At 69.9% G+C, this 26,793-nt stretch carries 24 protein-coding genes, 1 tRNA gene and 1 pseudogene; 9 read left to right on the forward strand and 17 right to left on the reverse strand.

What is annotated here, in order from left to right:
* Positions 1 to 215 precede the first annotated feature (215 nt).
* Positions 216 to 1,592 (forward strand): glutamate--tRNA ligase, encoded by a 1,377-nt coding sequence (gene gltX, locus ACP4IX_RS27090; RefSeq protein ID WP_426557150.1) that lies wholly within the window; start codon positions 216 to 218, stop codon positions 1,590 to 1,592.
* Positions 1,593 to 1,599: 7 nt separating this feature from the next.
* Here the strand turns inward: gltX and ACP4IX_RS27095 are convergent, their stop codons facing one another.
* The 9 genes from ACP4IX_RS27095 to ACP4IX_RS27135 are packed head-to-tail and all read right to left on the reverse strand — an operon-like array spanning position 1,600 to position 10,857.
* Positions 1,600 to 2,586, reverse strand: coding sequence for a glycosyltransferase (locus ACP4IX_RS27095; protein WP_426557078.1), 987 nt, complete (start codon positions 2,584 to 2,586; stop codon positions 1,600 to 1,602).
* Positions 2,583 to 3,197, reverse strand: coding sequence for an HD domain-containing protein (locus ACP4IX_RS27100; protein WP_426557080.1), 615 nt, complete (start codon positions 3,195 to 3,197; stop codon positions 2,583 to 2,585). The genes ACP4IX_RS27095 and ACP4IX_RS27100 overlap by 4 nt, the downstream gene beginning before the upstream one ends.
* 5 nt (positions 3,198 to 3,202) lie before the next feature.
* Positions 3,203 to 4,918: a carbamoyltransferase C-terminal domain-containing protein gene (locus ACP4IX_RS27105; protein ID WP_426557082.1), complete on the reverse strand. Its 1,716-nt coding sequence runs from the start codon at positions 4,916 to 4,918 to the stop codon at positions 3,203 to 3,205.
* Between the two features lie 23 nt (positions 4,919 to 4,941).
* The gene (locus tag ACP4IX_RS27110) at positions 4,942 to 5,739 is read right to left on the reverse strand and encodes a radical SAM protein (protein ID WP_426557084.1); all 798 of its coding nucleotides are present in this window, start codon (positions 5,737 to 5,739) and stop codon (positions 4,942 to 4,944) included.
* 16 nt (positions 5,740 to 5,755) lie between these two features.
* Positions 5,756 to 6,865 carry a hypothetical protein gene (locus tag ACP4IX_RS27115; RefSeq protein ID WP_426557086.1) on the reverse strand — a complete coding sequence of 370 codons (1,110 nt, stop codon included), beginning with the start codon at positions 6,863 to 6,865 and terminating at the stop codon, positions 5,756 to 5,758.
* A gap of 5 nt (positions 6,866 to 6,870) precedes the next feature.
* On the reverse strand, positions 6,871 to 7,980 hold the full coding sequence (locus tag ACP4IX_RS27120; protein WP_426557088.1) for a radical SAM protein: 1,110 nt from the start codon (positions 7,978 to 7,980) through the stop codon (positions 6,871 to 6,873).
* Between the two features lie 3 nt (positions 7,981 to 7,983).
* The gene (locus ACP4IX_RS27125; protein WP_426557090.1) at positions 7,984 to 8,982 is read right to left on the reverse strand and encodes a D-2-hydroxyacid dehydrogenase; all 999 of its coding nucleotides are present in this window, start codon (positions 8,980 to 8,982) and stop codon (positions 7,984 to 7,986) included.
* Positions 8,979 to 10,289, reverse strand: coding sequence for a glycosyltransferase family 4 protein (locus tag ACP4IX_RS27130; RefSeq protein ID WP_426557092.1), 1,311 nt, complete (start codon positions 10,287 to 10,289; stop codon positions 8,979 to 8,981). Before ACP4IX_RS27130 ends, ACP4IX_RS27125 begins: the two co-directional genes overlap by 4 nt.
* Positions 10,290 to 10,332: 43 nt before the next feature.
* The gene (locus ACP4IX_RS27135) at positions 10,333 to 10,857 is read right to left on the reverse strand and encodes an ATP-binding protein (protein WP_426557094.1); all 525 of its coding nucleotides are present in this window, start codon (positions 10,855 to 10,857) and stop codon (positions 10,333 to 10,335) included.
* Between the two features lie 204 nt (positions 10,858 to 11,061).
* Here ACP4IX_RS27135 and ACP4IX_RS27140 point away from each other — a divergent pair, with 204 nt between their 5' ends.
* The 6 genes and pseudogenes from ACP4IX_RS27140 (at position 11,062) to ACP4IX_RS27165 (ending at position 15,222) form a co-directional block, all read left to right on the forward strand.
* Positions 11,062 to 12,507, forward strand: coding sequence for a carph-isopro domain-containing protein (locus ACP4IX_RS27140; protein ID WP_426557096.1), 1,446 nt, complete (start codon positions 11,062 to 11,064; stop codon positions 12,505 to 12,507).
* A gap of 10 nt (positions 12,508 to 12,517) precedes the next feature.
* Complete coding sequence (locus ACP4IX_RS27145; RefSeq protein ID WP_426557098.1) at positions 12,518 to 13,471, forward strand: FAD-dependent oxidoreductase; 954 nt, start codon at positions 12,518 to 12,520, stop codon at positions 13,469 to 13,471.
* 127 nt (positions 13,472 to 13,598) lie between these two features.
* Positions 13,599 to 13,709: pseudogene (locus tag ACP4IX_RS27150) on the forward strand (IS5/IS1182 family transposase); the annotation flags it as partial.
* 312 nt (positions 13,710 to 14,021) lie between these two features.
* Positions 14,022 to 14,600 carry a DUF6907 domain-containing protein gene (locus ACP4IX_RS27155; RefSeq protein WP_426557099.1) on the forward strand — a complete coding sequence of 193 codons (579 nt, stop codon included), beginning with the start codon at positions 14,022 to 14,024 and terminating at the stop codon, positions 14,598 to 14,600.
* A complete protein-coding gene (locus ACP4IX_RS27160) occupies positions 14,597 to 14,803 on the forward strand; it encodes a hypothetical protein (protein ID WP_125490174.1) in 207 nt (68 codons plus the stop codon). Before ACP4IX_RS27155 ends, ACP4IX_RS27160 begins: the two co-directional genes overlap by 4 nt.
* Entirely contained in the window at positions 14,800 to 15,222 is a 423-nt protein-coding gene (locus ACP4IX_RS27165; RefSeq protein ID WP_345593329.1) for a hypothetical protein, read from the forward strand. The genes ACP4IX_RS27160 and ACP4IX_RS27165 overlap by 4 nt, the downstream gene beginning before the upstream one ends.
* A gap of 133 nt (positions 15,223 to 15,355) precedes the next feature.
* Here the strand turns inward: ACP4IX_RS27165 and ACP4IX_RS27170 are convergent, their stop codons facing one another.
* The 5 genes from ACP4IX_RS27170 to ACP4IX_RS27190 all read right to left on the reverse strand — a co-directional run bounded on the left by ACP4IX_RS27170 (position 15,356) and on the right by ACP4IX_RS27190 (position 20,982).
* Positions 15,356 to 17,068: a relaxase/mobilization nuclease domain-containing protein gene (locus ACP4IX_RS27170; protein ID WP_426557102.1), complete on the reverse strand. Its 1,713-nt coding sequence runs from the start codon at positions 17,066 to 17,068 to the stop codon at positions 15,356 to 15,358.
* Entirely contained in the window at positions 17,065 to 17,481 is a 417-nt protein-coding gene (locus ACP4IX_RS27175) for a MobC family plasmid mobilization relaxosome protein (protein WP_426557104.1), read from the reverse strand. Before ACP4IX_RS27175 ends, ACP4IX_RS27170 begins: the two co-directional genes overlap by 4 nt.
* 467 nt (positions 17,482 to 17,948) lie before the next feature.
* Positions 17,949 to 18,800 carry a DUF2637 domain-containing protein gene (locus tag ACP4IX_RS27180; RefSeq protein ID WP_426557106.1) on the reverse strand — a complete coding sequence of 284 codons (852 nt, stop codon included), beginning with the start codon at positions 18,798 to 18,800 and terminating at the stop codon, positions 17,949 to 17,951.
* Between the two features lie 416 nt (positions 18,801 to 19,216).
* On the reverse strand, positions 19,217 to 20,518 hold the full coding sequence (locus tag ACP4IX_RS27185) for a DUF3631 domain-containing protein (protein WP_426557108.1): 1,302 nt from the start codon (positions 20,516 to 20,518) through the stop codon (positions 19,217 to 19,219).
* 233 nt (positions 20,519 to 20,751) lie between these two features.
* Positions 20,752 to 20,982 (reverse strand): hypothetical protein, encoded by a 231-nt coding sequence (locus ACP4IX_RS27190; RefSeq protein ID WP_426557109.1) that lies wholly within the window; start codon positions 20,980 to 20,982, stop codon positions 20,752 to 20,754.
* Between the two features lie 94 nt (positions 20,983 to 21,076).
* Here ACP4IX_RS27190 and ACP4IX_RS27195 point away from each other — a divergent pair, with 94 nt between their 5' ends.
* Together ACP4IX_RS27195 and ACP4IX_RS27200 are read left to right on the forward strand one after the other, a co-directional pair.
* Entirely contained in the window at positions 21,077 to 21,778 is a 702-nt protein-coding gene (locus ACP4IX_RS27195; protein WP_426557111.1) for a helix-turn-helix domain-containing protein, read from the forward strand.
* Positions 21,775 to 23,433 carry a tyrosine-type recombinase/integrase gene (locus ACP4IX_RS27200; protein WP_426557113.1) on the forward strand — a complete coding sequence of 553 codons (1,659 nt, stop codon included), beginning with the start codon at positions 21,775 to 21,777 and terminating at the stop codon, positions 23,431 to 23,433. The genes ACP4IX_RS27195 and ACP4IX_RS27200 overlap by 4 nt, the downstream gene beginning before the upstream one ends.
* A 125-nt stretch (positions 23,434 to 23,558) precedes the next feature.
* On the opposite strand, the gene ACP4IX_RS27205 is transcribed toward ACP4IX_RS27200, so the two are convergent.
* The 3 genes from ACP4IX_RS27205 to ACP4IX_RS27215 form a co-directional block, all read right to left on the reverse strand.
* Positions 23,559 to 23,635: transfer RNA gene (locus ACP4IX_RS27205), tRNA-Thr, on the reverse strand.
* 119 nt (positions 23,636 to 23,754) lie between these two features.
* Positions 23,755 to 25,356, reverse strand: coding sequence for an alpha/beta hydrolase (locus ACP4IX_RS27210; protein ID WP_426557115.1), 1,602 nt, complete (start codon positions 25,354 to 25,356; stop codon positions 23,755 to 23,757).
* Positions 25,357 to 25,463: 107 nt separating this feature from the next.
* Positions 25,464 to 26,669 (reverse strand): DNA polymerase III subunit delta', encoded by a 1,206-nt coding sequence (locus tag ACP4IX_RS27215; RefSeq protein ID WP_426557117.1) that lies wholly within the window; start codon positions 26,667 to 26,669, stop codon positions 25,464 to 25,466.
* Between the last annotated feature and the right edge of the window lie 124 nt (positions 26,670 to 26,793).

Genomic DNA, 26,793 nt, shown 5'->3' on the forward strand with positions numbered 1-26,793 from the left:
GTCTGCTGGGTGAAGCCGCGCTGTCACCCTAGTTCAGCTCGCTTCTCGCGGATCGTCGGTGCTGAGCCTACGTGCGATGGGCCACGAGCTGGGACGTCTGGAAAACGTCGGCACTGGGGCAGGTGGAGTGGCCGAAGCCAGTGCCCGGCGTCGGTACCCTGGAGCGCATGTCTACTGCCCCGGTTCGCGTTCGTTTCGCCCCGTCCCCGACCGGCATGTTTCATGTCGGTGGTGCGCGGTCCGCTCTCTACAACTGGGCGGTGGCGCGACAGTCCGGCGGCACGTTCGTGCTGCGGATCGAGGACACGGACGCGGCCCGGAATAAGCCGGAGTGGATCGACGGCATCATCAGCGCGCTCGCGGCGATCGGCATCCACAGTGAGGACGCGGCCTTCGAAGGGCCGTATTTCCAGTCGCACAACGCCGATCGGCACCGTGAAGCGGGCCTGCAGCTCTTCGCGGCCGGTCGGGCGTACTACTGCGACTGCACCCGGGAGCAGCTGAAGGAGCGCACCGGGTCGGACCACCTCGGGTACGACGGGTTCTGCCGTGACCGGGGGCTGGCTTTTGAGGAGGGCCGGGCGCTGCGGTTCCGGACGCCGGACGAGGGCGAGACCATCGTGGTCGACCTGGTCCGCGGGGAGCCGGCGTTCCCGAACAGCGCGATCGAGGACTTCGTCATCGCTCGCGGTGACGGGTCCCCGGTCTTCCTGATCGCGAATGTGGTCGACGACCTGGACGAGGGAATCACGCAGGTCATTCGCGGTGAGGAGCACCTGTCGAACACGCCGAAGCAGCAGTTGCTGTGGGAGGCGCTCGGTGCGAAGCCGCCAGTGTGGGCGCACCTGCCTGTGATCGTGAACGAGAAGCGGCAGAAGCTTTCGAAGCGCCGTGACAAGGTCGCGCTGGAGGACTACCTCGCCGAGGGTTTCCTGCCCGAGGCAATGGTGAACTACCTCATGCTCCTGGGCTGGGGCCCCGGCGACGACCGGGAGATCATGCCGTACGAGGAGCTGGAGCAGCTCTTCCGGATCGAGGACGTCAACACCGCGCCGGCATTCTTCGACGTGAAGAAGCTGACGGCGTTCAACGGCGACTACATCCGCGCGCTCTCGCCGGAGCAGTTCGCCAACGCCTGCGCGCCGTGGCTCGTCGCTCCGTACGCGCCGTGGGCGCCGGAGGCGTTCGACAAGGACCTCTTCGAGGCGGCGGCCCCGCTGGCCCAGACCCGACTGGCGCTTCTGTCGGAGATCACCAGCTACGTGGACTTCCTGTTCCTCGACGAGCCGGTCGAGGACGAGGCGTCGTGGAACAAGGCGATGAAGGCCGGTGCCGGCGACATCCTGTCCGACGCCCGTGCCGAACTGGCCGCTGTCGCGGACTGGAAGGCGGACGACCTGAAGGCCGTCCTGCTCGCCGTCGGCGAGAAGCACGGCCTCAAGCTGGGCAAGGCCCAGGCGCCCATCCGGGTCGCGGTCACCGGCCGGACGATCGGACTCCCGCTGTTCGAGTCCATGGAGCTGCTCGGCCGGGACCGCGTGCTGGCCCGTCTGGACGCGGCGGCCAAGAAGCTGGCTGCCGCGCAGGCGTAGCCGTTGGTCAGGCGACCTTCGCGAGAAGGTCGCTCCAGGCGTTGCCGAAGTAGTTCAGATCGAACCGGGCCAGGGCCTCGTACCCCGCCTTGTCCTCGGTCTGGCGCGCTGCCGCGCGTTCCCGGACCTGCGTCGGCAGGCGGCTGAGGTCCGGGGCCGGCTGACCGGTCAGCGCGGCGAGGTCGCCCAGGCCAGCCACCGGGCGGATCAGGCAGGGCAGGCCAAGCAGCAGGGCCTCGGCCGCGCAGCGGCTCCAGCCCTCCCGCATCCGGGGGAGAAAGACGCCGACGTCGCACGCGCAGAGAAGCCGCAGGTAACGCTCACGTTCCACGTCGTAGTGGGCACCGTCGAAGCCGATGGTGTTGCTGCCGCTGGTGATCACCCGCAGCCTGGGGGCGCCAGCCAGAGCCGCCGAGACCTCCTCGGTGCCCTTCCAGTGCACGGCCTTGCCCGTGTACACGCCTATCGCGTCCGGGGGCAGGTCGAACTCGGCGCGGCATTCGGCGCGGTCGAAGCCGCGTGCCCGCTCGACCTCCGTCATGTCGAAGGCGTTGTAGATCACCCGCACGTTGCGGACGCCTCGGGCCCGGAGGAAGTCCGCCCAGTACGGGGCGACGCACACCACGGCGGCACACTGCGGCAGCACCCGGAACAGGTGCTCCCAGAGCATGGCCTCGATGGGGGCGGAGTCGTGCTGCAGCGGCTCGTAGTGGTGGAGGAGGAACACCGTGCGGGCCCGCATCTCCGGGGTGAAGAGAAGCAGGCTCAGGTCGTCCCACACGAAGGTGCCGCTGGCGTCGTCCAGGGCCCGGACTGTCGGGGCCAGGCGGGCGAGGTGGCGGAGCTTGCGCCAGCGGCGGACGCGGTAGGTGCGCTTGTGGTCCGGGACCGTGCGCCACTCCACGTCGTCGGCCGTCGCCTCGTGGAGCATGCGCAGGTAGACCCGGCCGCCGGTCCGGCCGACCGGCTCCATCGAGTAGACGATCCGCTTCACGGACCTACCTCCTGTTGGTGTTGGACGTGTTCGGCGTGGAGCAGTGCGTGCATGGCCGCCAGGTGAGGGCTGAGGCCGCAGGTGGCGTCAGCGAGCGGGAGGTAGAAGTCCTCCAGGCTCTGGAGGAACCGTCGGCGCCGGGCGAGGTTGGGCGAGACGGCAAGATCGCGCAGGTTGTGGAGGCGGTCGGCGAGCCGGACGAGGAGGTCCTCGGGTGGGAGCGCGGCCTGCTTGAAGCGCCAGTTGGTTTCGTCGCCGGCGGCCTTGGGACGCTGTTCGAGGCGGTGGTCGGCCGTCATGGCACGCAGGCGGGCGGTGAACGGGGCGCCGAGGTGCTGGACGAGCAGTGCCTCCGATTCGGGAGCCACTTCTAGCGCATCGTGGAGGAGGGCGAGGATGAGGGTCTCGGGGTGGATGACCCTGATCTCGGTGCGCAAGAGCGTGACGACGGCCAGTGGGTGCTCCAGGTACGGGGTGCCCTGGTCGCGGGTGTGGCCGTCGTAGACGGTGAGGGCGAGGGTGCCGGCGGCGTCGGCGCGGGACTGCTCGTCCGTGCTCCACGCGGCGGCGCCGAGCACGGTCAGGACGTGGTCCAGGTCGGTGGGGTTCATCCGCCTCACCTCGTACGGAGGGCTGTGGCACGGGGGTCGGGCACATGGTCGGCGAGCAGGAGAGTGTCCCCGACCGCCAGAGCGTCGAGGCCGAGGTCCGCCGCCGCTGCCACGACCTGCTCGGCGGTCCGCAGGATCGGGGTCCCCTTTCGGTTGAACGAGGTGTTCAGCAGCAGCGGCAGCCCGGTGCGCTCGTGGAACTGCTCCAGGAGCTCGCGCAGGCCCTGGTGGTCGGCGGCGACGGACTGGACGCGGGCGGTGCCGTCATGGTGGGTGACCGCGGGGATACGGTCGGCCCGGCACCGTCGGACGTGGGCGACCCGGTTCATGAAAGGGTCGCCCTCCGACATGAACCACTCCGTGGCGTGTTCGGCCAGGACAGCCGGGGCGAAGGGACGGTACGTCGCTCGCTTCTTGATCGCGTTGAGTCGGTCACGCGTGGCGGTGTGTCCGGGGTGGGCGAGGATCGAGCGATGCCCGAGGGCACGCGGCCCGAATTCGAGCGGCCCCTGCACCCAGCCGACGATGTGTTGTTCCGCGAGCAGCGCGGCCACGGTGGGCTCCAGTCCCCGCCCGAGGCCGGTCAGGGCACGGTACCCAGTCGGCACCGCCGTCGTTGGCACGGCACCTGCGTCCGGGCCCCAGGCCGCGTCGGTCGGCACTGGGAGGCGCTCCTGCCCGAGCTGGTAGTGCCAGCCGTAGAGCGCGGCGCCCACGGCGGTGCCCGCGTCGTGCGGGGCCGGCGCCACGAAGAGGGTGCCGAAGCCGCTGTCGACGGCCAGCTGGCCGTTGAGGTGGGAGTTCAGGGCGCACCCGCCCGAGAAAACCAATACCGAGGCCCTGGTGAGCCGTTGTAGGTGGCGAGCGATGTGGATGACCGATTCGGCGAAGACCCCCTGGACGGCGGCGGCCAGGTCGGCCCGCTCGTGTTCCGGCTGCTCGGCGACGTTGCCGGCGGTCCAGGCCCGGCCACCGAGCAGCAGTGGTGTGCTGCTGTCCGCCGAGCCCCAGGGGTGATCGATGCGGACCTCGCCGCCGTCTCCGAGCCGTACGAGATCCCGGAGCTGGGCTGCGTAGCGCTGGGGATCGCCAAACGCCGCGAGCGCCATCATGCTGCCCTCCGGCTCGTCGCCGGGTGGGATCACCCGCCGGGCGAGGTTCCGGTAGAAATGCCCGAGGGAGGAGTGGACACGCCGGGGCCCGGCCGGGCTGGGGACAACGGTCGGCATGCCCTGGTGGAGGCGGTCGATGCGATCGGGCCGCAGGTCGTACCCGGTGATGCGCTCCCGGCCCGGACCGAAGTCGGAGCCGAGGGAGGAGCCGCCGGCGTCGATGACGAGGCCCGCTGCGTGCTCGTGGCCGGAGAGCAGATAGCCGGAGAGCACGTGGGCCGTGTGGTGGGAGAGGAGGCGGAGGTGTTCGCCGAGCGGGGTGGGCAGGAGGGCGGCGAGTTCGTCGCGCTCCTCGGCCAGCCACCAGCCGGCGGCGGGGTTGGGGCGCATGGAAGCGGCCCAGACGGCGTCGATGTCCTGCGGTTCGAGGCCGGCGGCCTCCAGGCACCACTGGAGCGCGCGGGTCGGGTTGGTGAGCGTGCCCTTGCGGGTGGGGTGATTGTGCTTGACGCCGCTCCAGCGTTCCTCTTCGGCCGCGTAGAGGCGGCCGTCGACGACCAAGGCGGCGCTGGTGTCGTGGTGGAAGTTCAGTCCGAGGACTGCGGGCATGGTCGTGTACCTCCGGTCTGGGGTCAGACGGTGAGGGCCGGGGCGGGGAGGAGAGCGGCGCCGGAGTCGGTGTACTCGTGGCAGCGCAGGCAGAATCGGAAGTGGTGGCCTCGGGGCGCGAAGACCTTCGCCGCGAAGTCCTCGTCCCAGATGTTGAATTCGCTGTCGTCTTTCGCCATGGCGTTGAAGCAGCGGTAGCAGGACCCATCCATCTCGATCATCAGGTGCTGGTCGAGATAGCGGTCGCAGAGGCCACGCAGCTCGTTCGCCGGCTGGCCGACGTCGACGTGGTGCACGTGGTTGGTGACGTGGATGGCGCCGTACGTGTCGCACAGCCGCACGAGCTGCGTAAGGCGGGGGGAACTGATGCCTTCCAAGACGCTGTTGATGACCACGGTCTTGCCGGCCTCGCGGAGGCGGGGCACTACGGCGTGGACCTCGTCGTAGTTCTCGTGCTCGTCGTCGCAGCCGATGAGGACCTGGTCGTACGAACGGAGGGTGGCGTCCATGATCCGCTTGTTGCGGGCCAGAGTGATGGCGTTCGTGCCCAGGACCATGACCTTGTCGGGCAGGCGGGTGCGGGCCGCGTCGCTGAGGGCGGGGAAGTTTCGGTGCACGGTGGGCTCGCCGCCGTTGATGTGCAGCTGCTGGAACGGAATGGTCTCCAGCCTGGCCAGGATGGTGGAGAACAGCTCCATGGACATGTTCTCGCCCTGGGCGCCGTCGGCGAAGATGCAGAAGTCGCAGGACCGGTTGCATTTGGTCGTGATCTTGACCTTGGCCGTCTTCAGGGTGCGGGGCAGGGGTGCACGCGCGGGCATGGCGGGACTCCTTGTGTCAGGGGTGGGCGTCACCGGGGGTGTGGCTAAGGAAGTCCTGCACGGTGGACTTCTGCCGGTGCCAGAGCGCGAGGGCCGCACGCAGGGTGCCGGCGGTGGTCGGGCCGGTGGGGATCAGCGTCGTCATCCGGGCGGCCAGCCGCTGGGCGGGAGTGGTCTCGTCCGCCGCGAGCGCGTTCAAGGTCCCTGCGGCGGATCGGAGTTCCTTCGCCTCGCGCCGGATCAGGTACTCGGTCGCCACACCGGGCGGCGGATCGAGGTAGTACAGCCAGCGGGCGACGCGTACGCGGAGCATCCCGGCTGTCATCACCCAGTCGGTATGGGTGTGCTCCTTGTCCTTGCTGGCAGTGCTGGCCGCATCGGGAACGCGGCGCATCGCCGCCCCCAGGGCGACATGGGCCGTGCGGAGCAGGTGACGCGGGCCGCGAGGGTGAGCGTCGGGTTCGTCGTCGGCATGCCGGAGGAACAGCTCGGCGTACCCGTCCAGCCCGTCCGGACGCCACTGCGTGAGGGCGGCCGTCTTGCCGGGGCAGCGGGTCCGTGTCGCAAGCGCGGCGGCGGCGAACCAGCACGGGGCGAGGTAGTGCCAGGCCACGCAGTGGCGCCGGTACGCGGCGACGTCCCCCATCACGTTGTCGGTGCTGTCCGCCGCCAACTGGTACCGGCCGCCCAGCCGCGCCCGGAGGATTCCCCGGTAGAACCGCTCGTCGACCTCGCACCACGGCGCCATCTGGGCCCGGGACTTCCAGCGCTGGAAGTCCCGGGCGTTCCCGCTGATCAGCGACCAGGTCGCGAGCTCGGGCGCGGAGACAAGCCGTCCGTCTGCCTCGGCCACGGTGAACGCGAAGCCGGGCGGATGCTCCAGGAGACGCCGGTGGGAGCCCTCCCGGCTGACCGCGGCGGCGTGTGCGGCGGCCAGTCGGTGGTTCCACTCCTCCCAGTCAGCCGGCGACTGGGGGATGAGGACCCGTACGTCGATGTCGGAGTGGGGAGCCAGCAGGTCGGATGGCTGCCACTTGTGGGTCAGCATCACCGCGCCGACGCCGTGAGCGTCCAGCTCGCGTTCGTACAGCACTCCGAGCCCCGGGTACAGGGGCATCTCGACCATGACCGTCACCGCTCCTCGGTGGATGCGCGGGCGCAGGAAGGCCGGGCCGTTTCCGTGGTCAGGAGGGGGAGAAGCGGCAGGACCGGGGTGCCTTCGGGGCGCTCCATCCGGTCCCAGCGCAGGTCGTAGTCGACGTAGTGGAAGCCCTGCCAGGCGTCGTTGGTGTTGCGGTCGAGCATGGCCTGGAAGAGGTGTGCGAAGGCTTTGCCGAGGGTGCCGTCGGCGAGGTGGGGCTTCAGGGGGATGTCGCGGTTGTGGAGGATGCAGGGGCGGGCCACGCCCGTGGGGGTGATCTTGATGCGGTTGGCGTCGGAGCAGGTGGCGCAGCTGGAGTTGGAGATGAAGCCGATCGAGCCTGCCCAGCCGTCGGGGCGAAGGTACTGCCCGGGGCTGCGGACCCCGAGCTCGTCCCTGCGCACCTCGCCGGCGTTCGCGAACCATTCGTGGAGACGGTCTCGGACCTCCGCCTCGCTGATGAATTCCGTGTCGAAGAGCGCTTGGGCGGGGCCGATGTTCTGGAGTTCGATCAGCCGGACGGCGATGGGCAGGTCGCGGGCGAGCTCGGCGACGGCGAAGGCGTCATCCAGGTAGGTGCGCTGGAGGACGCAGTTGATCTTCACACGCAGGCCGAGGGCGAGGGCGGTGTCGAGGGTGCGCCGGGTGACGCGCGGGTCGCCGCCGCCCATGATCTCGGCGGACCGGTCGGGGTCGAGGCTGTGAAGGCTGAGATTGAGGTACGTCAGGCCGGCGCGGTGGAGCTTCTCGACGCTCAGACCGCGGCGCAGGTTCCCGTGGCTGGTCATGCCGATCGCGGCATCGGCCCCGAGGCCGTCCGCCAAGCCCGCGATCACGTCGACGATGTCCGCCCGGAGGGTCGGCTCGCCGCCGGAGCAGTGCGCTTTCTCGATCTTCCAGGCGCCGGCCTCGGCGGCGATGCCCGCGTAGTCGGAGGCGGTCAGGGGACGGTCCTTGTGCCCGTAGTCCGGCATGCAGCGGGGTTTGCAAAACACGCAGTCCAGGTTGCAGAGCGAGTTCAGGGTGAAGGCCAGGTAGGGGTGGTTGCGGCCGTTCGCGGCGAAGGCGGCGGCCAGGTCGCGGTGGCGTGTGGTGGGCATCGGTCAGCCTCCTACGAGTGGAGAACGGGCAGCGGGCACCTCGGCGAGGCCGTTGAGTGGCTGGTCGGTGAGGTAGCGGCGCAGGTTGTCGGCGAAGAACGCGACCGCCTCGTCCATGTATGTGCGGCTGAGCGTGGAACTCTTCGGCGAGAGGACGACCCGGGGGTGGAGCCGCAATGGATGGCGGGCGGGCAGCGGTTTCGGGTCGAAGACGTCCAAGCCGGCGCCGCGAAGGTGGTCGGCGTTGAGGGCGGTCAGGAGGGCCGCCTGGTCGACGGTCGTCGCGCGGCCGATATTGAGGAAGAGGGACTTCGGCTTGAACGCCGTGAAGAGGTGGTGGTCGAAGAAGCGGTCAGTGGCCCGGGTGGCGGGGAGCAGATCGACCACTACGTCGGCGACGGCGACCGCCTGGTGCACTGCCGACGCGTGCATCCACGTGATCCCGCCCTCGACGGCCACCGGCGGCGTGCGCCGTACGCCGACGACGTCCATTCCAAAGGAGCGGGCCGCACGAGCGAGGTGCTCGCCGATGCTGCCACAGCCGACGATGGTCATCGTCGCCCCCGCCAGGTCGAAGAACTCCTCAGCCAGGTCGTTCTTCCACCAGGACCGGTTCCGCTGGACCCGCTGACTCATGAACAGGCCACGTGAGAATCCCAGGACCATCCCCATGGCGTGCTCCGCCATGGGCCTGCCGTGGAACCCGTACGAGCGGGTCAGAGCGACTCCGACGGAGTGGGCCTCGGCGACGGGCAGATGGTCGGTGCCGGCTGCCGGGGAGGCGATCCACCTCAGGTGAGGGGCGCCGAACAGCCACGACGGCTTGAACGTCCAGCCGAAATAGACGTGCGCTTCGGCCAGCTGGCGCGGCACGGCCTCCTCGGTCGCCGTACGGAACTCGACTCCGGGGAAGGCGGCCGACAGCGCCCGCTCGTGCTCGGCGGACAGCCGCCAGAAGCAGTGCGGGGACTCCAGGCTGATCAACACGACCGGCCGGTTCATCGCGATCGTCCTTCCGCGCTTGACGCGGGCTCCAGGGCCCAAGGGGCGATGCGCTCGATGACGGAAGCGATGCTGGCCTCGTAGTCGTGGCGCGAGCGCACCAGGGCCGCCCCGGCGCTCCGTAGCCGGTCACGTTCTCGGGGCAGGACGGTCAGGGCGCGGTGGAGCGCGGAGGCCAGAGACTTGGCGTCCTGTGGTGCGGCGGTGAAGCCGGTCTCGCCTTCGACGACCGTCTGGGCGAGTCCGCCGGCCGTGGTCGCCACCACTGGGCCGGCTCCGGCCGCGAACGCCTCCAGGGGGATCCGCCCGAAGGGCTCCTCGCGTGAGGGAACGATGACTGCGCGCAGGGCCGGGTTGTGCAGCCAGGCGCGGATCGCCGGGGTGAAGCGCGTGATCAGGGTCGCGTCCAGGCCGCATACGCGGATGCGCGCCGCCAGGTCCTCCTGGTACGAGGTCGGGCGCTCGTGTTCGTCCGAGGTCACCGCCGCCAGGACCAGGTGCGGAGCGCGGACCCCGCGCTGCTTGAGGAGGAGCAGCGCCTCCAGAAGGTCATCGAAGCCCTTCGTCGGCACGGCACGGCCCATGGCGAGAAGGAATCCGGCGCGGGCCTTGAAGGGCAGGGGCGGCGCGCTGGCCGGCCTGGCCATCTCCTCCTGTATCAGCCCGTTCGGGACGCTCACGATGCTTCCCCGAGGGACGGCGTAGTTGACGAGGAGATGGCCCCGCATGTGGGAGGAGATGGCGCCGATGCGCCCACCACGGATCGTTGCCGCCCGCAGGGCATCCCGCTCCCAGCGAACGCGGGACACATCCTTGGGCCGCGTCAGCGCCGTCGTGGAACGGGGAACGAGCAGCAGGTCCATGGTCGGCGACGTGTAGGGCGCCAGCCCGAGGAACGGGATGTCGAGGCCGATGAGGAGGCACCGGTTCGCTCGCTCAGCGATGCGTACGGCCGCCTCGCCCGCCAAGTCGCACAGCTGCACGGAACCGTGGATCGACTCCGGCGCCGCCTGGACCTCCGGGGTCGTGATGACGTCGGCCTCGGCCTGACGAAGCATCTGCTGGACCTCTTCGGCCCACCGCTGGTCGTGTGCTCCCGCAGTCTCCGGCACGTGCGGGGTGATGACGGAGAGACGGCCCGGCGGCAGGAGGCGGGCGAGCGACGTAAGGAAGGCGCGGTTGCTGAATCCCGTGCCCGACGCTGCGCCGTAGAAGCCCTCGTGGAGGGCGACGATGATACGGGGCCGCCGGACCGCCTCCGGTGCGGCCGTGGGTGGGGGCGGTGAAGTTGCATGGTGGATGCGCACTGGGTGGTGCCTCCTTCGAAGAGGGGTGTCGCGGGCGTGGGCATCAGGTGCTGGGGGTCGAGGGCCGGGCCTCGCGGGTGAGCCGACACCAGGCGCGGGTGCCGTGGGCGCCGGTCGTCAACGACCAGGCGTCGGCCAGGGCCTCGACGATGACCAGACCTCGTCCCGATTCGGCCTCCTCGCCCGGAGCCTGAGGGGAAGACGGTGCCCGTTGAGAGCAGCCGCCGTCGGTGACAGTGATCTCGACCTCCAGACCGCCGGTGGTCGGGTTTGTGCGATCGACGCACAGGACCAGAGGCGGGCTGCCCGAGGAGAACGCGTTCGTCGCGAGCTCCGACGTGATGAGGCGGGCGTCATCGAGGAGGACCTCCTCGACTCCGTGGAGCGCGACGGCCACAGCCTTCCGGGCGATTTCGGCCGCCTTCGGCCCGTACGGCAGATCTGTGATCAGCATCGTCGCGCCGGCGCCGTCGGTGTGCTCGGACGCCGGGCCGCAGGCCGGACGCTCGGTGTCGTGGTCCAACACACTGCCGAGACGGCTTCGCACGGTGCTCGTGCGGTATCTCAAGGCCCACCTCTTTCCGTCGGCACCGAGGGCGGCGCCTTCCGCCGGGACCCAAGAACACCGGAGGAGGGGGGTCGCACAGGACCCGATCAACGGGTCAACTCGGTCAACTTCGTTGAGAAGCAGGTGAACCAGCGGCCCGAGGACGTCACCATGAGGGAGCGCGAGAAGTGATGGACGAACCACTGGAGCAAGAGGTGGTCGCACGTGGCACCGCAGGCAGGGGAACCCAACGCCGTACTGGCGGGGTGCCTCGATGAACTCGGGTGGAGCCCGAAGGCGCTCGCTCGCAAGCTCAACAGGGTGTTCGGAGCTGGGACGGTAGCTGAGTCGGCGCCTTACCACTGGCGGGACGCCGGCTCGCTGCCGCGCTCGCCGTTACCGATGATGGCCGCCTACGTGCTCTCCCAGGAACTGGGTAGACCTGTGTCGGTGGCCGAACTCTGGCAGGGCCGCATGGGCGACTCCTCGACGCTCGTTCCGGCCGACACGGATCTCGCACGGCCCTGGACCGTGCAGGGCATGGAGGCGACCGTGGAGGATTGGGTGATGGGAGGGCTCGTCGACCGACGCCGGTTCCTCGCGATCTCGGGCGCGGGGCTCCTCGCGATCGTCGCCCAGTACCTCGACGGCACCGCGGGGCGCGGCCAGTACACGCATCGGATCACGCCGTCCGTGGGCGCCGATCCACTCGTGGACCAAGTCGAACAGCACCTGCCCATGCTTTCCGCACTCGATGACGAGCACGGTGGGGCACGGCATCTCCCCTATGTAGGTGCCCAGTTCCGTGCGGTCGGCCTTCTGATCCGCGAGGGCGGTCACGCTCCAGCCGTCGCGAGCCGTCTCATTCGCGCGCTCGCGGAGATCGGTCAGCTGGCCGGCTGGATGGCCTTCGACGCTGCCGATCACGGTCTGGCGCAGCGCTACTTCGCCACGGCGCTACGCGCGGCGCATCAGGTCAACGACCTGCCCCTGTGCGCCCACATCCTCGGCGACCTCTCGTTCCAGGCCGCGAGCCGGGGCCACCCGGCGGACGCCATCGCCCTCGGCGAGGCCGCCCGCCGCGCCAGCGACGCCGCCCCGCCGGTCGTCCGAGCATCCGTCCTATCCCGGCTCGCGTACGCGTACGCCACCGCCGACCGTGACAACGACTTCGCCCACACCCGTGGGGCCGCACGCGAACTGATCACCAGCCGCGACGGCGGCCAGGAGGAACCCCGCTGGATGTACTTCCTCACCGACAACCACCTGGACTGCCAGGCCGGTTACGGCCTTGTCCAGATGGGCCGCGCCCAGCTGAAGGCGGACGGCGGTACGCGGGGACGACGCTTCCTCGCCCAGGGTGCGGAGATGCTCCGGTCCGGGGCGTACGACGTCCCGCGCGGTGACCCCAGCCAGCGCAGGGCCATGTTCGAGGGGGCCTGGCTGGCCCTGGGCTACAGCGCCCATGGTGATCTGGAGGCCGCCTGCGAGGTCGGCCAGATCGTCACCGACCGCCTCGACGTCGTGCGCTCGCCACGCAGCGCGGCCCTGCTCCACCAGCTCGCCGCAGACCTGCGCCGCCGACAGCGCAACGCCCACGTTCGCAGCTTCCTGCCGACCCTGGAGCACGCCCTCGCTCAACATGTCCCGTCGACACCACCCGGCCGTTAGGGTCAGGATCATGGCCGCAGGGGAGCGTGTTGTCGTTGTCGGGGCTGGGGTGGCAGGGCTCACCACCGCCGTCGTTCTCGCCGAGGCCGGCGTTTCGGTGCATGTCATCGCCGAGGAGGTGCCGGGCGTCACGTCGCTGGCGGCTGGAGCGATGTGGGGTCCGTACTTGGTCGAACCGAAGGACAAGGTCGACCAGTGGGGACAACGGTCGCTGGAGATCTTCCGTAGGCTGGCCGAGGATCCGGCCACGGGCGTCCGGCTCACCAGCGGTATCGAGGCATCCCGCACAGCCGAGGCGCCACCGGCCTGGGCAACCGCCCTACCCGGCTTCCGGCCGTGCGGGCCGGCTGAACTACCGGCCGGTTTCTCGGCCGGCTACCGGTTCACCGTGCCGCTGATCGACATGCCCACCTACCTTGACTACCTCCTGCATCGGCTCGATGCCGCTGGTGGAACAGTCGAGCGGCGACGCCTGGCCTCACTCTCGGACGCCGGCCCGGCCACCGTGATCGTCAACTCCACGGGCCTCGGTGCTAAGGATCTACTCCCTGACCCTGACCTGCGGCCCATCCGCGGCCAGCACGTCGTCGTCACCAACCCAGGGTTGACCGAGTTCTTTTCCGAGGACACCGGCCTCTCACCGGACCTGCTGTGCTTCTACCCACACGGCGACACCGTCGTCCTGGGCGGCACGGCCATCGACGGTGAGGGTGGCCTAGCATCCGACGACACGGCGGCGGCCGGCATCCTGGCCCGCTGCGCCGAGGTCGAACCCCGTCTCGCCACAGCCCGCGTTCTGGAGCATCGGATCGGTGCCCGGCCCACCCGGGCTACGGTCCGGGTGGGCGCTGACCGGCAGGAGGACGGCACCTTGGTCGTGCACAACTATGGGCACGGAGGCGCTGGCGTCACGCTGTCATGGGGTTGTGCCGGGGAAGCTTATGAGCTGCTCGCAAGCGAGTGAGGCAGAGCTTCCAGGACCCAAGTCTGAATCGCTGCCCTTGGAAACTCCCAACCGGGCTGCGATAGGAGCCCGCTCCTTCTGAAGTGGGTTCGCTTTCAGTTGGCGCCTTCGAGCGCAGACGCTCGTTCTCCATCTCCGCAACGGCCACCCGTTTGCCTAGCTCACGGCCGGGTTCGGCATCGGGGCCATGACCTCGTACCGGTACATCACCGCAGCCGTCGAGATTCTGGCCGCCCTCGACCGCAACTTCCCTCGACGACTCGATGACCACAGGGGGGTTGACGTCTCGCCTGAGACGTAAGCGACCCCGGTCGCTCCTGCGAGGCCCTGGCCGAGGAGGTACCCAGCGGGTCACCCCGCCAGGTGAAAGGGGGCATTCTACGCACCAATTACGCGAAGAGGACCTAGTCCGGCCTGGTCCCCTCGAACGGGACAGCTCCCTCGACCACCGTTCGGCAGGGCGCGTATCACCAAAGCAAGGGTCCCGGCCGACGGGTTCAACACCGGAGGTGGGGCCATAGCCCGACTCCCGTGACGGAGGAGACAAAGCATGAAAGACACGCCAACGGCCACCAGTGGCGACGGCCACGAGGGCCACACCAGCCAGCCTCTCGGGAGTGCTGGCCAGGCTGCCAGGCTCCACCCCGTCCCCGCAGCCCCGTCCGACAGCGAGCCCGCCGTGGGCGGGTCCCCTGTCCAGCGGACATTCACCTTCACCAGCACCGTCACGGGCGAAAAAGTGACCGTGACCTGCATGCCCGGCTGCATGGTCGACCACAAGGCAGACAGCGACACGCCCACGCACCCGCACGACATCTACTGCGACATACCCGGCACAGCCGACGAACTACCCCTCTACGGCCCGCTGTGCACCACGCGAGGCCCGGAGGACTTCCGCTTCCTCAGCTGGCAGATCCAGTCCCACCCCTTCTCGGCCAGGCCAGCGGAGAGGCTGCCCTTCGTGGCCATTGAGGTCTTCGATGACCACTACATCGAGTACCTCGAACCGGACACACTGCAGGTGATCATCGGCCGCCTGCAGAAGCGGGTCGATTCCCTGCGCGAGGCCCACGCCCAGCTCGTCAACGTCCGCACCGAGTACGTCAACCTTCCGGGGGTGGCAGCATGAAAGCCACGTCCGTCACCGAACGCGCCATCGCCGAGGTGGAAGCGTTCCGTACCAAGATGCGGGAAATCGGCTCGTGCTCCCCTGCCGTGGAGAAGTTCGCCGACGACGTGATCGTCGGCATCATCGTCTGCGGATCCCCGAGGGCCGCCGTCGAAGCGGCGATGCGTAACGTCCTCAGCGAGTCGACGGAGGTGACGGTATGACGACGTTGACCACACGTGCTGGCTTCGATGCCTTCCGTGACCGCATGTGCGACCACTTCGGGCGGCTGCCCAACGGGCTTGGCAGCCAGCACCTCCACATCGAGCAGGCCCCGCTCGGCCCGGATGAGTACTTCACTCACCGGCTCGACAACGACGGCCACCACATCGTCTACGACCCGCGGCAGACCAGCGGGCTCATGACGCGCCAGTTCCTCGGTATTTACGCGACCTTCACCGAGGACTCGATCCGCGAGGGCGTCCGCGACGCCTACTACAAGGAAGATGCGGCGGGCGTTCGGGAAATTTGGGAGATCGTCCTCAGCGAGATCGACCGCACCCAGGATTCTGCGGGTGTGATGGGCTGGCTACGGGAGCTGCTGCAACAGGCCCGCACGAAAACCAAGCCAACGGCCGCGTGAGGACGGCGAAGACCGCGGTGGTCGGGGGTGTGCAGTTCCTGGACAGCCCCGGCCGCGTCGCCCAGCCCGCACCTGACAGCAAGCCTCTCAGGGAAAAGTGCGCGGACCGGGCTTGATGGCTGAGCCCGCGCCCTCACCGCCGTGGACGGTTGTTCGGGTGCACGGACACCAATGGCGAGGCGGGCTGTGCCCCATCCAGTGCGGGTCCAAGCGCGGATAGCCGCATGGTGGTCCGTCGGCGGGCGGCTTCGGCTCGGAGATTCGGCGCCGGGTTGCGGCTCGTGTGCTGGATGCGTGTGATCAGGACCCGTGCGGGTTGGCGGGCGGTGGTGAGTTCACGTTGGGCGGCGGCTTCCTTGAGGAGCTGGTGGGGCTTGTGGCCGCCGGCTTCAGCATCGGCGAGGACGGCGGCGAGGGCGGGCCAGGCGGGATCGCTGAGAATGTGGTCGGCGTGGTTGGGGATGGCGGCGCGGACGTCGTGGACGAGGGTCCGGCGAGCCTGCTCGCTCGGTTGACGGGTGGCGAGGCCGTCGAGAACGGGTGTAAGGGCCTGATCGGCTGCCACCTGAAGGTGGTGAAGGGCCTGGCGGGCGGATTCGGTCTGGTGGGCGTGGTCCTTCGCGTTGTGCCATTGGGCGGCAAGCACCGTAGCCCATACGAGGGCGGCGAGCAGGGTGGCCAGGGCGCTTGAATCGGGACCGGTAGTGCCGTGGGCGATGTCGCGGGCGGCGGTGCGCAGGGTGTGGGCGGCCTGGTTCTCGGCGCGGATCTGGGAGCGCTGGGCGCGAGCGAAAGCTCGAGATGCGGCTCGGAGTTCAGCTTGGAGGTGAGTGGGGACTTTCTGGGCGGCCGCCTCGATGAGTTCGCCAAGCGCGGTGATGCGGGCCTGGGCATGAGTGTCGTCGGCCATGTCGGTGCGGAGACCGTCAAGGGCGTCGGTTGCCTGGTGCCAGGGGGTAGCAGGTTGGTCGCGGCGGGCGGTGGGGTGCTCCTCCGGCGCGGTGGTTTCGAGGCGGACCTTCAGTTTAGGGAGCGTGAGGTCGGGGGCGACCTTTCCGCCGGGGTGGAAGATCTGTTCGCCGTCGCTATTGAGGTCGCCGGGGCGGCCGACGGCGTAGCCGAGGAGGTCTCCGGACGGTCCGCGGCGGGGTTTGACCGCGATGCCGTCTGCTTCGAGGTAGGCGAGGAGTTCCTCGGCGCTGCCGGCGTGGGGAATGGCAGCGCGGATGTGGTCCTGGAGCCAGTCGCGGCTGGTCTGCTCCCAGCCGAGCCGTTCGGCCTTGTGCATCTCGGGTTGGGTGGGCCGGCGTCCGGCGGTGCGGTCGCCCTTCTTCAGCTGCCGTAGGCCATAGTCCTTCTCGATCTGGCGGCAGGCGTCACCGACGCGGACGCCGCTGTCGTGGAGCCTGGGGCGGCGGCCGTCTTCGCGGACGGTGGTGGCAAGGATGTGGATGTGGTCGTCGGCGTGGCGTACGGCGGTCCAACGGCAGCCGAGGTCGTCTCCGGCAGGGGCGATTCCGGCGGCTTCGACGATCCGCTGGGCGATCTCGGCCCACTCGGCGTCGGAGAGGCGGCGGTCTTCTGGGGCTGCGCGGACGGGGCAGTGCCAGACATGGTCGGTGACCTTCTTGCCGAACTCGCTGTTCCGAAGCTGGACAGGCTCGTCGAGGTGGCGAGCGAGCTGGGTGAGGGTGGCGTCTTGGTCACGACCGGGGTCTGGCATGCCGAGCATGGCGAAGCCGGCGACGATGTGCGGGTCGGTGTGCTCGTCGTGGCGACCGGGGCCGTAGAGGTAGGCGAGTAGGCCACGGGTGTTGGACCCGGCCGGTTTGATGGCGGCGATCACGCTACCTGGTCCTTCCTGGTACCAGCGGGTTCACGCAGGGCCTCGGCGATCAGCTCCAGCAGGCGGTCCAGCTCGCCGAGACGGTGACGGATGTCGGGCGGAGTCAGGTCGCTGTTGAGGGCACGGGCGATCTGGTTGACGTTGACGCCGATGCGATTGAGCTCACGCAGCACCTGGGCACGGAACATATGGGTACGGCGGCGGTCCTCGGACAGCGGCAGATTCGCCGTGAACCGGCCGCTGATGAAGGCGAGGACGATGTCGGCGGCGAAGCCGGACTCCCCTTTGTAGCCGTGCTCGGCGGCGGCCTCCTGGAGCCTGACGTGCTCGTCGCTGGTGAACCGCATCGGACCGACACGGAGGGCCCGCTTCATGCCGCTGAAACGACGGATCGCCGGCTGAACGCTCTGCACGTCTCCCTCAACGGCCGCCGGGGTGGCTGCGGACTCGGGGCGGAGTATCTGCTGCTGGACAGCGTGCAGAGTGTCCGGATCGGGGCTGCCCTCGGCCCCGACCTCCTGGTCCGGCGCCCCCTGGCGTCGGGCCGTCTCCGCCACCCCCGGGGCGGAGACCCCCGAAGACCGGCCTTGAGTCGGACTCGGGGTACTACTGGCTCCGCCAGGGGCGGTCCGTCCGAACGCCCGCCGCAGACGTCCCAGCAGCGTTGGGGAGTGCGACGACACAGGTGTCTCAGCGTCGGTGTCTTCAGGCGGGTGCTCGTCGTGCGTCAAGGAAGCTGCTCCAGGTACGGCCGGCAGGCGGAGCGGAGATGCCTGCCCGGCAGGGTCGTCGTGCTGTCCACAGGGTGTGGAGATTGGCTGAGCGGTTGGCCGTCTGCTCGGGCGACCGGAAAGGTTCCGGTCACCCGAGCAGGTGGCGGTCAGCGCTTGGAGATTTCGATCCCGGCGGCTTCTAGTTCCGGCCGAAGCAGTTCCATCACCTCGGTCTGCCGCTCGCTGCCGATCGTCAGGTCCCGGTCCTTCACTGCCGCTCGGAGCAGGCCGCGCGTGAGTTTGCCGTGCTGGTGACCGGCGGCCCGGCCGATGTCCGCCAGCTCCGCGATGGTCGCCTTCGCCGGACGGCCGCCGCTCGGTTTGCCCTCCGGAGCCTGTGCCGCAGGTTCCGTCCGCTCAGCACCGGAGGCTCGTGAACCGGCGGGACCGACGTCTGGCAGGTGGCTGTGACTGAAGTCGCCGACCACTTGCTCCGGCGTCTGTACGGAACCGGTGTTCGGGGAGTCGTCGGACGGCGCGACGAGCTGGTGAATCTGTCGCATGAGGACGCCGAAGGCGACCATCGCGGCGGCCGGAGGGACGGCGGCGACCACGTAGTCGAGGAACGGGACGGTGCGTGCGTTGCCCGTGCCGCTGACCCCGGCGACGTTCAGGGCTATGGAGCCGACCGATCCGACGGCGGTCACGGCGATCGCCCACGGGTCCGTGACGCGGCGCAGTGCCGCGCGCAGCATGAGCAGTTCGCCCGCGACGATGAACGCGTCCAGGGTGGCGGGCCAGGCCCAGCGGCGAATGGGCGACGCTCCGAGCCCGTGCTGGCCGGCGACGTCAGCCAGGTGCGCGTAGGAGAGCCAGAACGCTCCGGCGGTCAGGGCGACGATGACGACGCCGGCCGCGCCGAGCGCGAACTGCTCGGCGTCAGCCTTCCTTTTCGGTAGCCCTTCGCTGGGGACGTCATCGTGCGGCTGTGGGGCTTGCGTGAGGGGCGGAGTGGTCAAGCGGAAGGCTCCTGGGGGTAGCGGTGTGCGGCGTCTTTGCCGTCTCGGCCGTTGCACGTGCAGGTCAGGGCGGGACGGCAGCTCTCCTGATGTGCCGTCCCGGCGGGTGCTGGCGTCTTGTCCCGACTCGGGACAAGAACGCGGTGCCTTCGGGACGGGCCTTGCTTGGGTCGGTGTGTCCCCTGAAGGGACGGCTGCGCAGCACCGTCCGTCCCAGTAGGCAGGGCTGTGAGCTGCGGCGATACGGCATGGACGCCTGGGACGTGGCAAGACGGATTTCGGCAACGTCTCCGGCGGGCATCACGCCTGGAAACGCCTGCGTTGCCGTCTTGCCCCTGGCTGACGTCTTGCCGGCGTGCCGTCTGACCTGCGAGATCACGGCAGGGACAGCAAGTACGGCAACCAGGAGCCGCGGATCAGCTCTCGCAGCGGCGGGCGTCGACTGGGTGGACGGCCGGACAGTACCGCCGCCACGCGTCGAGGAACTTGTGGCGCATGTAGCCCTTGCGCTGAGACCGGTCGGCCATGCGTACATTGCCGGGCCGGATGTCGTAATCGCGCAGCATCGCGCCGAGTTCGCGGGCGGTCAGGCCGTAGCGGCCTCGTTCTCCCCACGGGGCTTCGGCGTCCGCGTTCAGGTAGTGCAGAAGATCCTCGGTGGAGAGGCTGTCCGCCTCCCTCTGGGCGAAGAAGACCCGACGGATGTCGGCCAGGATGCGCGCCCCGCTGGGGTGGTCCTCTTCTGCCGCCACTTCGGCGGCGACCATCCGCGCGCAGGCGATCCGCGCCAGCCGGGGCCAGCGGCCGCCCGCCAGGTCGGCGACGATCACCAAGGGTTCCCACGTGTCGGCGGCGCGGTCTTCAACCGGCATGTCAGGCTCCAGGTTCGCGGCGTCTTCCAGCAGCGGCCTGGCCAGTGCGTGGATACGGTCTCGCAGCTCGTGCAGGGCGGGGATGTCCCGGCGGGAGCGGAAGGGCTTGACCTTCTCGCCCTCGGCCCGGCGCCGCATGCGGATGACCACCGACCGGTCCATGACCGTGTCGGGCAGGTCCCCGATTCCCGCGATGGCCGCCATCGCGAAGGTGGCGAACTTGTGCGGGGTGTGGTCGTTGCCAACGACCCGGGTGACGTACCGCCCGCGCTGGTGGCCGGCGTTGAGCAGGCCGCGCGTCTCCTCGTTCTTCTCCGCGACCTTGGGGCCGAAGATGGTGTCGGCCTCGTCCACCAGCAACGTCGGCGGCTCGTCCTCGTGGATCGAGCGGAAGATGGCCGCCGGTGTGGTGTTGATGGTGAGCATGGGCTCGTGGACCGTCTCGGTCAGCACGTCCAGCAACCGCGACTTGCCGCAGCGCTTCGCCGGCCCAACCACTGCCAACCGGGGGGCGTGCTGCCACGCCGGCTGGAGATGTGTCGCTGCCACCCACAGGGTGATCGCGTCCAGTGCCTCAGAGGAGGGCGGGATCACGAACTGGGCTATCTGCGAGCGCAGTTCGTCTAGCGCCCGTGAGTCGGCCGTCGGCTCCGCGTCGGGCATGGCCTCCAGGCCGATCGCCGGGTCCGCCTCGTTGGCGCTGTCATCGTCCGTACCGTCGCTCGGGTCCACCCTGCCGTCGGCCTGCGCGGGACTCAGGTGGGCGCCGGGCCGGCCGGGGATGGCTGTGGCGGGCCAAGCCGCTCGTACGGGGGCGGAATAGGACTCGGAGTTCTCGGGTTGCACTCGGCGGCTCCTCGTCTGGCGGTTTCGGGTTTGCACACCCCTGCCGCCGGGTCGGTTCTCACGGGATTGCTGGGGAGTCTCGGGGCCTCCGGCGTTGCACCGCCGGAGGCTCCCTCTCTGCTCGCGGGTCTCTCGGCACCGCGAGCGACCACGGACAGTACGTCCACGCCGTGCCACAGTCCAGCGTTTCTGTGTCAGCTCAGCGCAGAACCATCTGCTACGCGTCAGGCGCTTCACGCTGCCAGCCCCAGCAGAGCCAACAAGTCCGCGGTCACCACCCGGTAGGCACTTCCGAGACGGAGCACCTTGCACGGGTACTGGCCGCGCTTGGCAAGCTCGTACCCCTTGCTCCGACCCAGCCCCAGCGCCCGATTGCCCGTCTCCAGGTCAACGGCCGCAGGGAGCTCAAGGAGCTCCTCGCGGCTCATCCCCTTCGCTCGGCCGGCCTCTTCCTTCTCGCGCATGCGCGCTCCATCCATGACTGAGCCCACGGCGAACGCGCCCATCGCGCCCGTCTCCAGGTCTTGGAATCAACGCTAAGCGAGCTACTGTGTCTAAATGACACAACGCCGTAGCGATCCTGGATCCAAGAAGGTCGACGACGAGGACGACGTCCCGGAGTGGGTGGATCAGGTCATGGCCACCGTGGCCGCCGAAGTCCGCAGACGACGGAAGGAACTGGGTTGGAGTGCACAGGACTTGGCGGACAAGTGCGACGAGATCGGCCACCCGATCCCCCGCAACGTGATCGCCAACATGGAGTCCGGACGCCGCTCCAACCTGCCCTTGGTCGACGTCATCGTCTTGGCCGAAGCGCTCAACACCCCGCCCATCTGCCTCGTCTACCCGGTCGGCTACGTCGACGACGTGCAGCGACTCCCGCTTCAGCACCACACCACTTCGCTGGACGCGCTGCGCCGCTTCACCGGGGAGGAGACCGACCTCGGCATGGACGACGACATGCTCCGCTACTTCCGCGCCCACCACGCCGCCGAGGAGCGGCTACGGAAGGCGCGCCGTGACGAGGACCACGCGCGCTACCACGCCGAGACCGCTCCGAACGCCGACCGTAAGGCCGAGGCCCTCCGCTCTCAGGCCCGTGCCGCCGAGGCGGCCGACGACGCCGCCAGCACCCTGCGCAGAATCCGCGCGTTCATCCGGGAAGAGGGCGTCACTCCCCCGTCCCTGTGGCCAGATGTGGCCACCGCGATCGACTCACCTGGGAGCGATCCCGAGACCACCGAGGAGAATGATCTTTGAAGGGCTCCACCTACCGCCGTTGCTCCTGCCGCGACCCGAAGTCCGGCAAGGAACTCGGCACTTCCTGCCCCAAGCGCAACAGCAGGAACCACTGCACCTACTCCGTACGCCAGGAGCTCTCGCCCCGCGAGGACGGCAGTCGGCGCTCCTTCGCCCGGGGCGGGTACGGCAGCCTGAAGGCGGCCCAGGCCGACCTCGACCACGTGCGCGCCCTCCTCGGGCTGGCCGAGTCGGACGATCCTGAGGGCACCGAGCTCATCGCCGAGATGCTGGCCGAGGTCAGCCGCGAGCGGTCGCCTCTGCCCGAGGTCGAGGAGACGAGGCGGCGTCTCAACTCCGGCCAGGACCTCATCGGCAGCCTGACCGTGGCCGAGTGGCTCGACCGGTGGCTGGCCGGCAAGCGCATACGCAAGTCCGGCCTCAACCGCTACGAGACCGACATCCGCGTGCACCTGAAGCCTCGCACCGGAAACCGCCGCCTGGACCGGCTCCGCGTGAGCCACCTCAGCGAGATGTTCACGGACATCCGCGACGCCAACGCCCAGATCCTGGAGGACAACGCTCAACGGCGCGCCGCACTCGACGAGCTGGCGACCGTGCCGTGGAAGGGCGGGGAGAATCGCGCCCGCCGCAAGGCGATGAAGACCGCGATCGACGAGATGCCACCCTTCCGCCGTATCACCGGCCCCGCCACGCGCCAGCACGTCAAGGCCACCCTCCGTGCGGCCCTGAACGAAGCGATCGGGCAGCAGATCATCACCTTCAACCCCGCCGCCCACGTCGAGATCGATCCCGTGCGCAAGCCGAAGGCGCTCGTGTGGACGGACGAGCGGGTCGCCAAGTGGGAGCAGACGGGCGAGAAGCCGTCACCGGTGATGGTCTGGACGCCGCAGCAGACAGGAGCGTTCCTCGACGTCGTCGCCGAAGACCGGCTGTACGCGATGTGGCACCTGATCGCCTTCCGTGGCCTTCGCCGTGGCGAGGCGTGCGGGCAGCCGTGGTCGGAGACGAACCTCGACACGCACGCCCTGACCGTCTCGTCCCAACTCGTGCAGGACGGCTGGGTGGTCGAGGCGTCCGATCCCAAGACGGACAGCGGGTATCGCGTGGTCGCCCTCGACGACGACACCGTGGACGTCCTGAAGCGGCACCGTGCGCGGCAGGAGGCCGACCGCCAGGAGTGGGGCACCGCCTGGGTCGAGACGGGGAACGTCTTCACCCAGGAGGACGGGTCCTGGCTCCACCCGGGCAAGGTGACCGATCTCTTCGAGCGTCTCGTCGCCGCATCCGGACTTCCGCCGATCCGTCTGCACGACCTCCGCCACGGCGCCGCCACCCTGATGCTCGCCGCGGACATCGACATCAAGATCGTGTCGGACACCCTCGGTCACAGTGATACCCGGATCACTCGGGACATCTACCAGAGCGTCCTGCCCCAGGTCGGCAGGAGCGCCGCCGAGGCGACCGCGAAGCTGGTCCCCCTTCAGCGCAAGGCCGAGGCCGAGAAGGCGGCACGCAAGGCCGCGAAGAAGGAGAAGGCCAAGAAGGCTGCGGCCAAGAACGCCGGCAAGGCGAAGGGCGGCAAGCCGAAGACCAAGGCGAACGCCCCAGGCAAGGGCGCCAAGAAGCCCAAGCACGGCAAGTCCCAGAAGTAGGTTCCCGGGCGGCTCCGCTCACGCATCGCTCACGCGGGCAAAGTCACGGCAACCCGGCCGTGAGACCCGTCATGCCCCGAGCAACAGAAAACCCCAGGTCACGGGCTATATGACCTGGGGTTCAATGGAGCCGCCTTCGGGATTCGAACCCGAGACCTACGCATTACGAGTGCGTTGCTCTGGCCATCTGAGCTAAGGCGGCGTGCCGCGCACCTATGGTGCGATCAGCAACGTCGGTAAGTCTACACAGTTTCCCGGGATGCTTCGCACCCGCCCCGGAGGGGTGGATTCCGGGGCGGGCGCGGGTCGGGCGCGGGGCGGCTACGAGCAGCGTGTGCCGTCCTTCGGCGGGGTGCCGCGCAGGAGGTACGTGTTGATCGCGGAGTCGATGCAGGTGCTGCCGCGGCCGTAGGCGGTGTGGCCGTCGCCCTCGTAGGTGAGGAGGTGGCCGGAGGAGAGCTGGCCGGCCAGCGACTCGGCCCAGCGGTACGGGGTGGCCGGGTCGCGGGTGGTGCCGACCACGACGATCGGGGCGGCGCCGGCGGCCTCGATGCGGTGCGGCTCACCCGTGGGCTTCACCGGCCAGTACGCGCAGTTCAGGGAGGACCAGGCGAGGCCCTCGCCGAACACCGGGGACGCCTTCTCGAAGTCGGGGAGGGCGTCGCGCACCTCGTCCGGGGAGGAGAAGGCGGCGGGGAGGTCCAGGCAGTTTACGGCGGCGTTGGCGAACATCAGGTTGCTGTAGCCGCCGTCGGACTCGCGCTCGTAGTAGCTGTCGGACAGCATCAGCAGGCCGGCGCCGTCGTTGTCCTTCATCGCCGCGGTCAGCGACTCGCGCAGCCGCGGCCAGGCGCCCTCGTCGTACATCGCGGCGATCACGCCGGTGGTGGCCAGGGACTCGGTGAGCTTGCGGCCGTCGGCGTCACCGGTGGGGATCGGCCTGGCGTCCAGGTCCTCGAAGAAGGCCTTCAGGTTCTCGCCGGCCCGGCCGGGGGCGGTCCCCTTTCCGCCGAGGGGGCAGTCGGGCTGCCGTACGCAGTCCTTGGCGAAGGACTGGAACGCCGTCGCGAAGCCGGCCGTCTGCTCCAGGTTCAGCCGGCGTGCGGGCAGGGACGGGTCCATCGCACCGTCCAGGACGAGCCGGCCCACCCGGTCCGGGAACAGGCCGGCGTACGTCGCGCCGAGGAACGTGCCGTACGACGCGCCCACGTAGGTCAGCTTCTTGTCGCCCAGCACCGCCCGCAGGACGTCCATGTCCCGGGCGGCCTCGGCGGTCGACACGTGCCTCAGCAGCTTCGGCGCGTCCGCTCCGCAGCCCTCGGCGAACTCCTTGTAGGCGCCGACCAGCTTGTCCGCCTCGCGCTCGTCGTCCGGGGTGACGTCCGTCCGCGTGTACGCGTCCATCTCGCGGCCGTCGAGGCACTCGATGGGCTCGCTGCGGGCCACGCCCCGAGGATCGACGGCCACCATGTCGTACTGGGCGCGGACCGCCTTCGGGTAGCCGATGCCGGCGTACTGCTGGAGGTAGCCGATCGCCGAGCCGCCCGGTCCGCCCGGGTTCACCAGCAGCGAGCCGAGCCGCTCGCCCGGGCCGGTGGCCTTCTTGCGGGCCACGGCGAGCCGGACGTCCCCCCGGTCCGGTTTCGCGTAGTCGAGCGGGGCCTTCATGGTGGCGCACTGGAAGCCGGGGACGCCGCAGTCGCGCCAGTTCAGCCTCTGCTCGTAGTACGGCGTCAACGCGGCGGGCGTGGCCTGCGGCAGCGCGGCCAGGGCCGCCTTCGCCGCTTCCGTCGCTCCGGCCGCGTCCGCCGCCGCACCGGCGGACGTCGACGCGCCCCCGGCCGAGCAGGCGGTGGCGAGCAGCGCGGCGGCCAGCAGCGTGGTTCCGGTACGGGTCCTGCGATGAGTGCGCCTTGTGTGCATTGAGCGAGCGTAACTCTCCGCGACCGCATCAACGCCGTGCGTACTCGTCGTGCCTCGTAAGAGTTATCTCGTCAACCGCGGACCCGGCCTCCGGCCCTCCCGGGGTGTCAGCCCTCTCTCAGCGCCATCGCCATCGCCTCCACCGCGAGCAGCGGCGGCACATTGCGGTCGAGGGCCTCCCCGCAGGCAGCGATCGCCTCGATGCGGCGCAGGGTCGACTCCGGTGTGCCCGCGCGGGCGAGACGCTCCAGGGTGTCCTCGGCGTCGGCGTTGGCGATCGCCACGCGGGAGCCGAGCTGGAGGGCCAGGACGTCCCGGTAGAAGGCGGTGAGGTCGGTCAGGGCGAGGTTGAGGCTGTCGCGCTGGGTGCGCGTTCTGCGGCGCTTCTGGTTGTCCTCCAGGTCCTTGATCACGCCTGCCGTGCCGCGCGGCAGCCGGCCGCCCTGGGCCGCGCCCAGGGCGGCCTTCAGTTCCTCGGTCTCCTTGGTGTCCGTCTCCTCGGCGAGCTGCTTGGCGTCCTCCGCGGCGGCGTCGACCAGTTCCTGGGCGGCCTTGAGGGCGCTGCCGACGTCCTGGACCCGCAGGGGCAGTTTCAGCACGGCGGCCCGGCGCTCGCGGGCGGCCGGGTCGGTGGCCAGGCGGCGGGCACGGTCGACGTGGCCCTGGGTGGCCCGGGCCACGCCGGCGGCGACGTCCGGCTCGATGCCCTCGCGCCGTACGAGCATGTCGGCGACGGCACCGACCGACGGCGTACGCAGGTTCAGGTGGCGGCAGCGGGAACGGATCGTGGGCAGGACGTCCTCGACGGACGGGGCGCACAGCAGCCAGACCGTACGCGGGGCGGGCTCCTCGACGGCCTTGAGGACGGCGTTGGCGGACTTCTCGTTCAGCCGCTCGGCGTCCTCGACGAGAATGATCTGCCAGCGGCCGTTCGCGGGTGAGGTGAACGACTTGCGGACCGTGTCGCGCATGGCTTCCACGAGGATCTGCGCGCCCACCGCGACCACCGTGCTGACGTCCGCGTGGGTGCCGACGAGCGCCGTGTGGCATCCGTCGCAGAAGCCGCAGCCGGGGACGCCGCCGAGGGCGCGGTCGGGGCTCACGCACTGCAGCGCGGCGGCGAAGGCCCGCGCCGTCTGCGTCACTCCCGCGCCGGGCGGGCCGGTGAACAGCCAGGCGTGGGTCATGCTCGACGTCTCGGGGAGCGGGCCGTCGGCCGCGGCGGCGGTGACGAAGGCGTCGGCGTCCCGGGCGGCGGCGGTGAGCTGCTCGCTCACCCTCTCCTGCCCGACGAGGTCGTCCCACACGGTCATGGGTCACGCCGTCCTTTCGCTTTCGTTGCTCTCCGCCGGCACACCGCGACGGTCCGCGCCGCGCCGGTCCGCGCCAGTCCGCGCCGCGCCGGTCCGCGCCGGTCCGCGTCGCGTCGCGCCTTCC

The sequence above is a fragment of the Streptomyces sp. WG5 genome (assembly GCF_049974565.1).
In the GTDB taxonomy this organism is placed as follows: Bacteria; Actinomycetota; Actinomycetes; order Streptomycetales; family Streptomycetaceae; genus Streptomyces.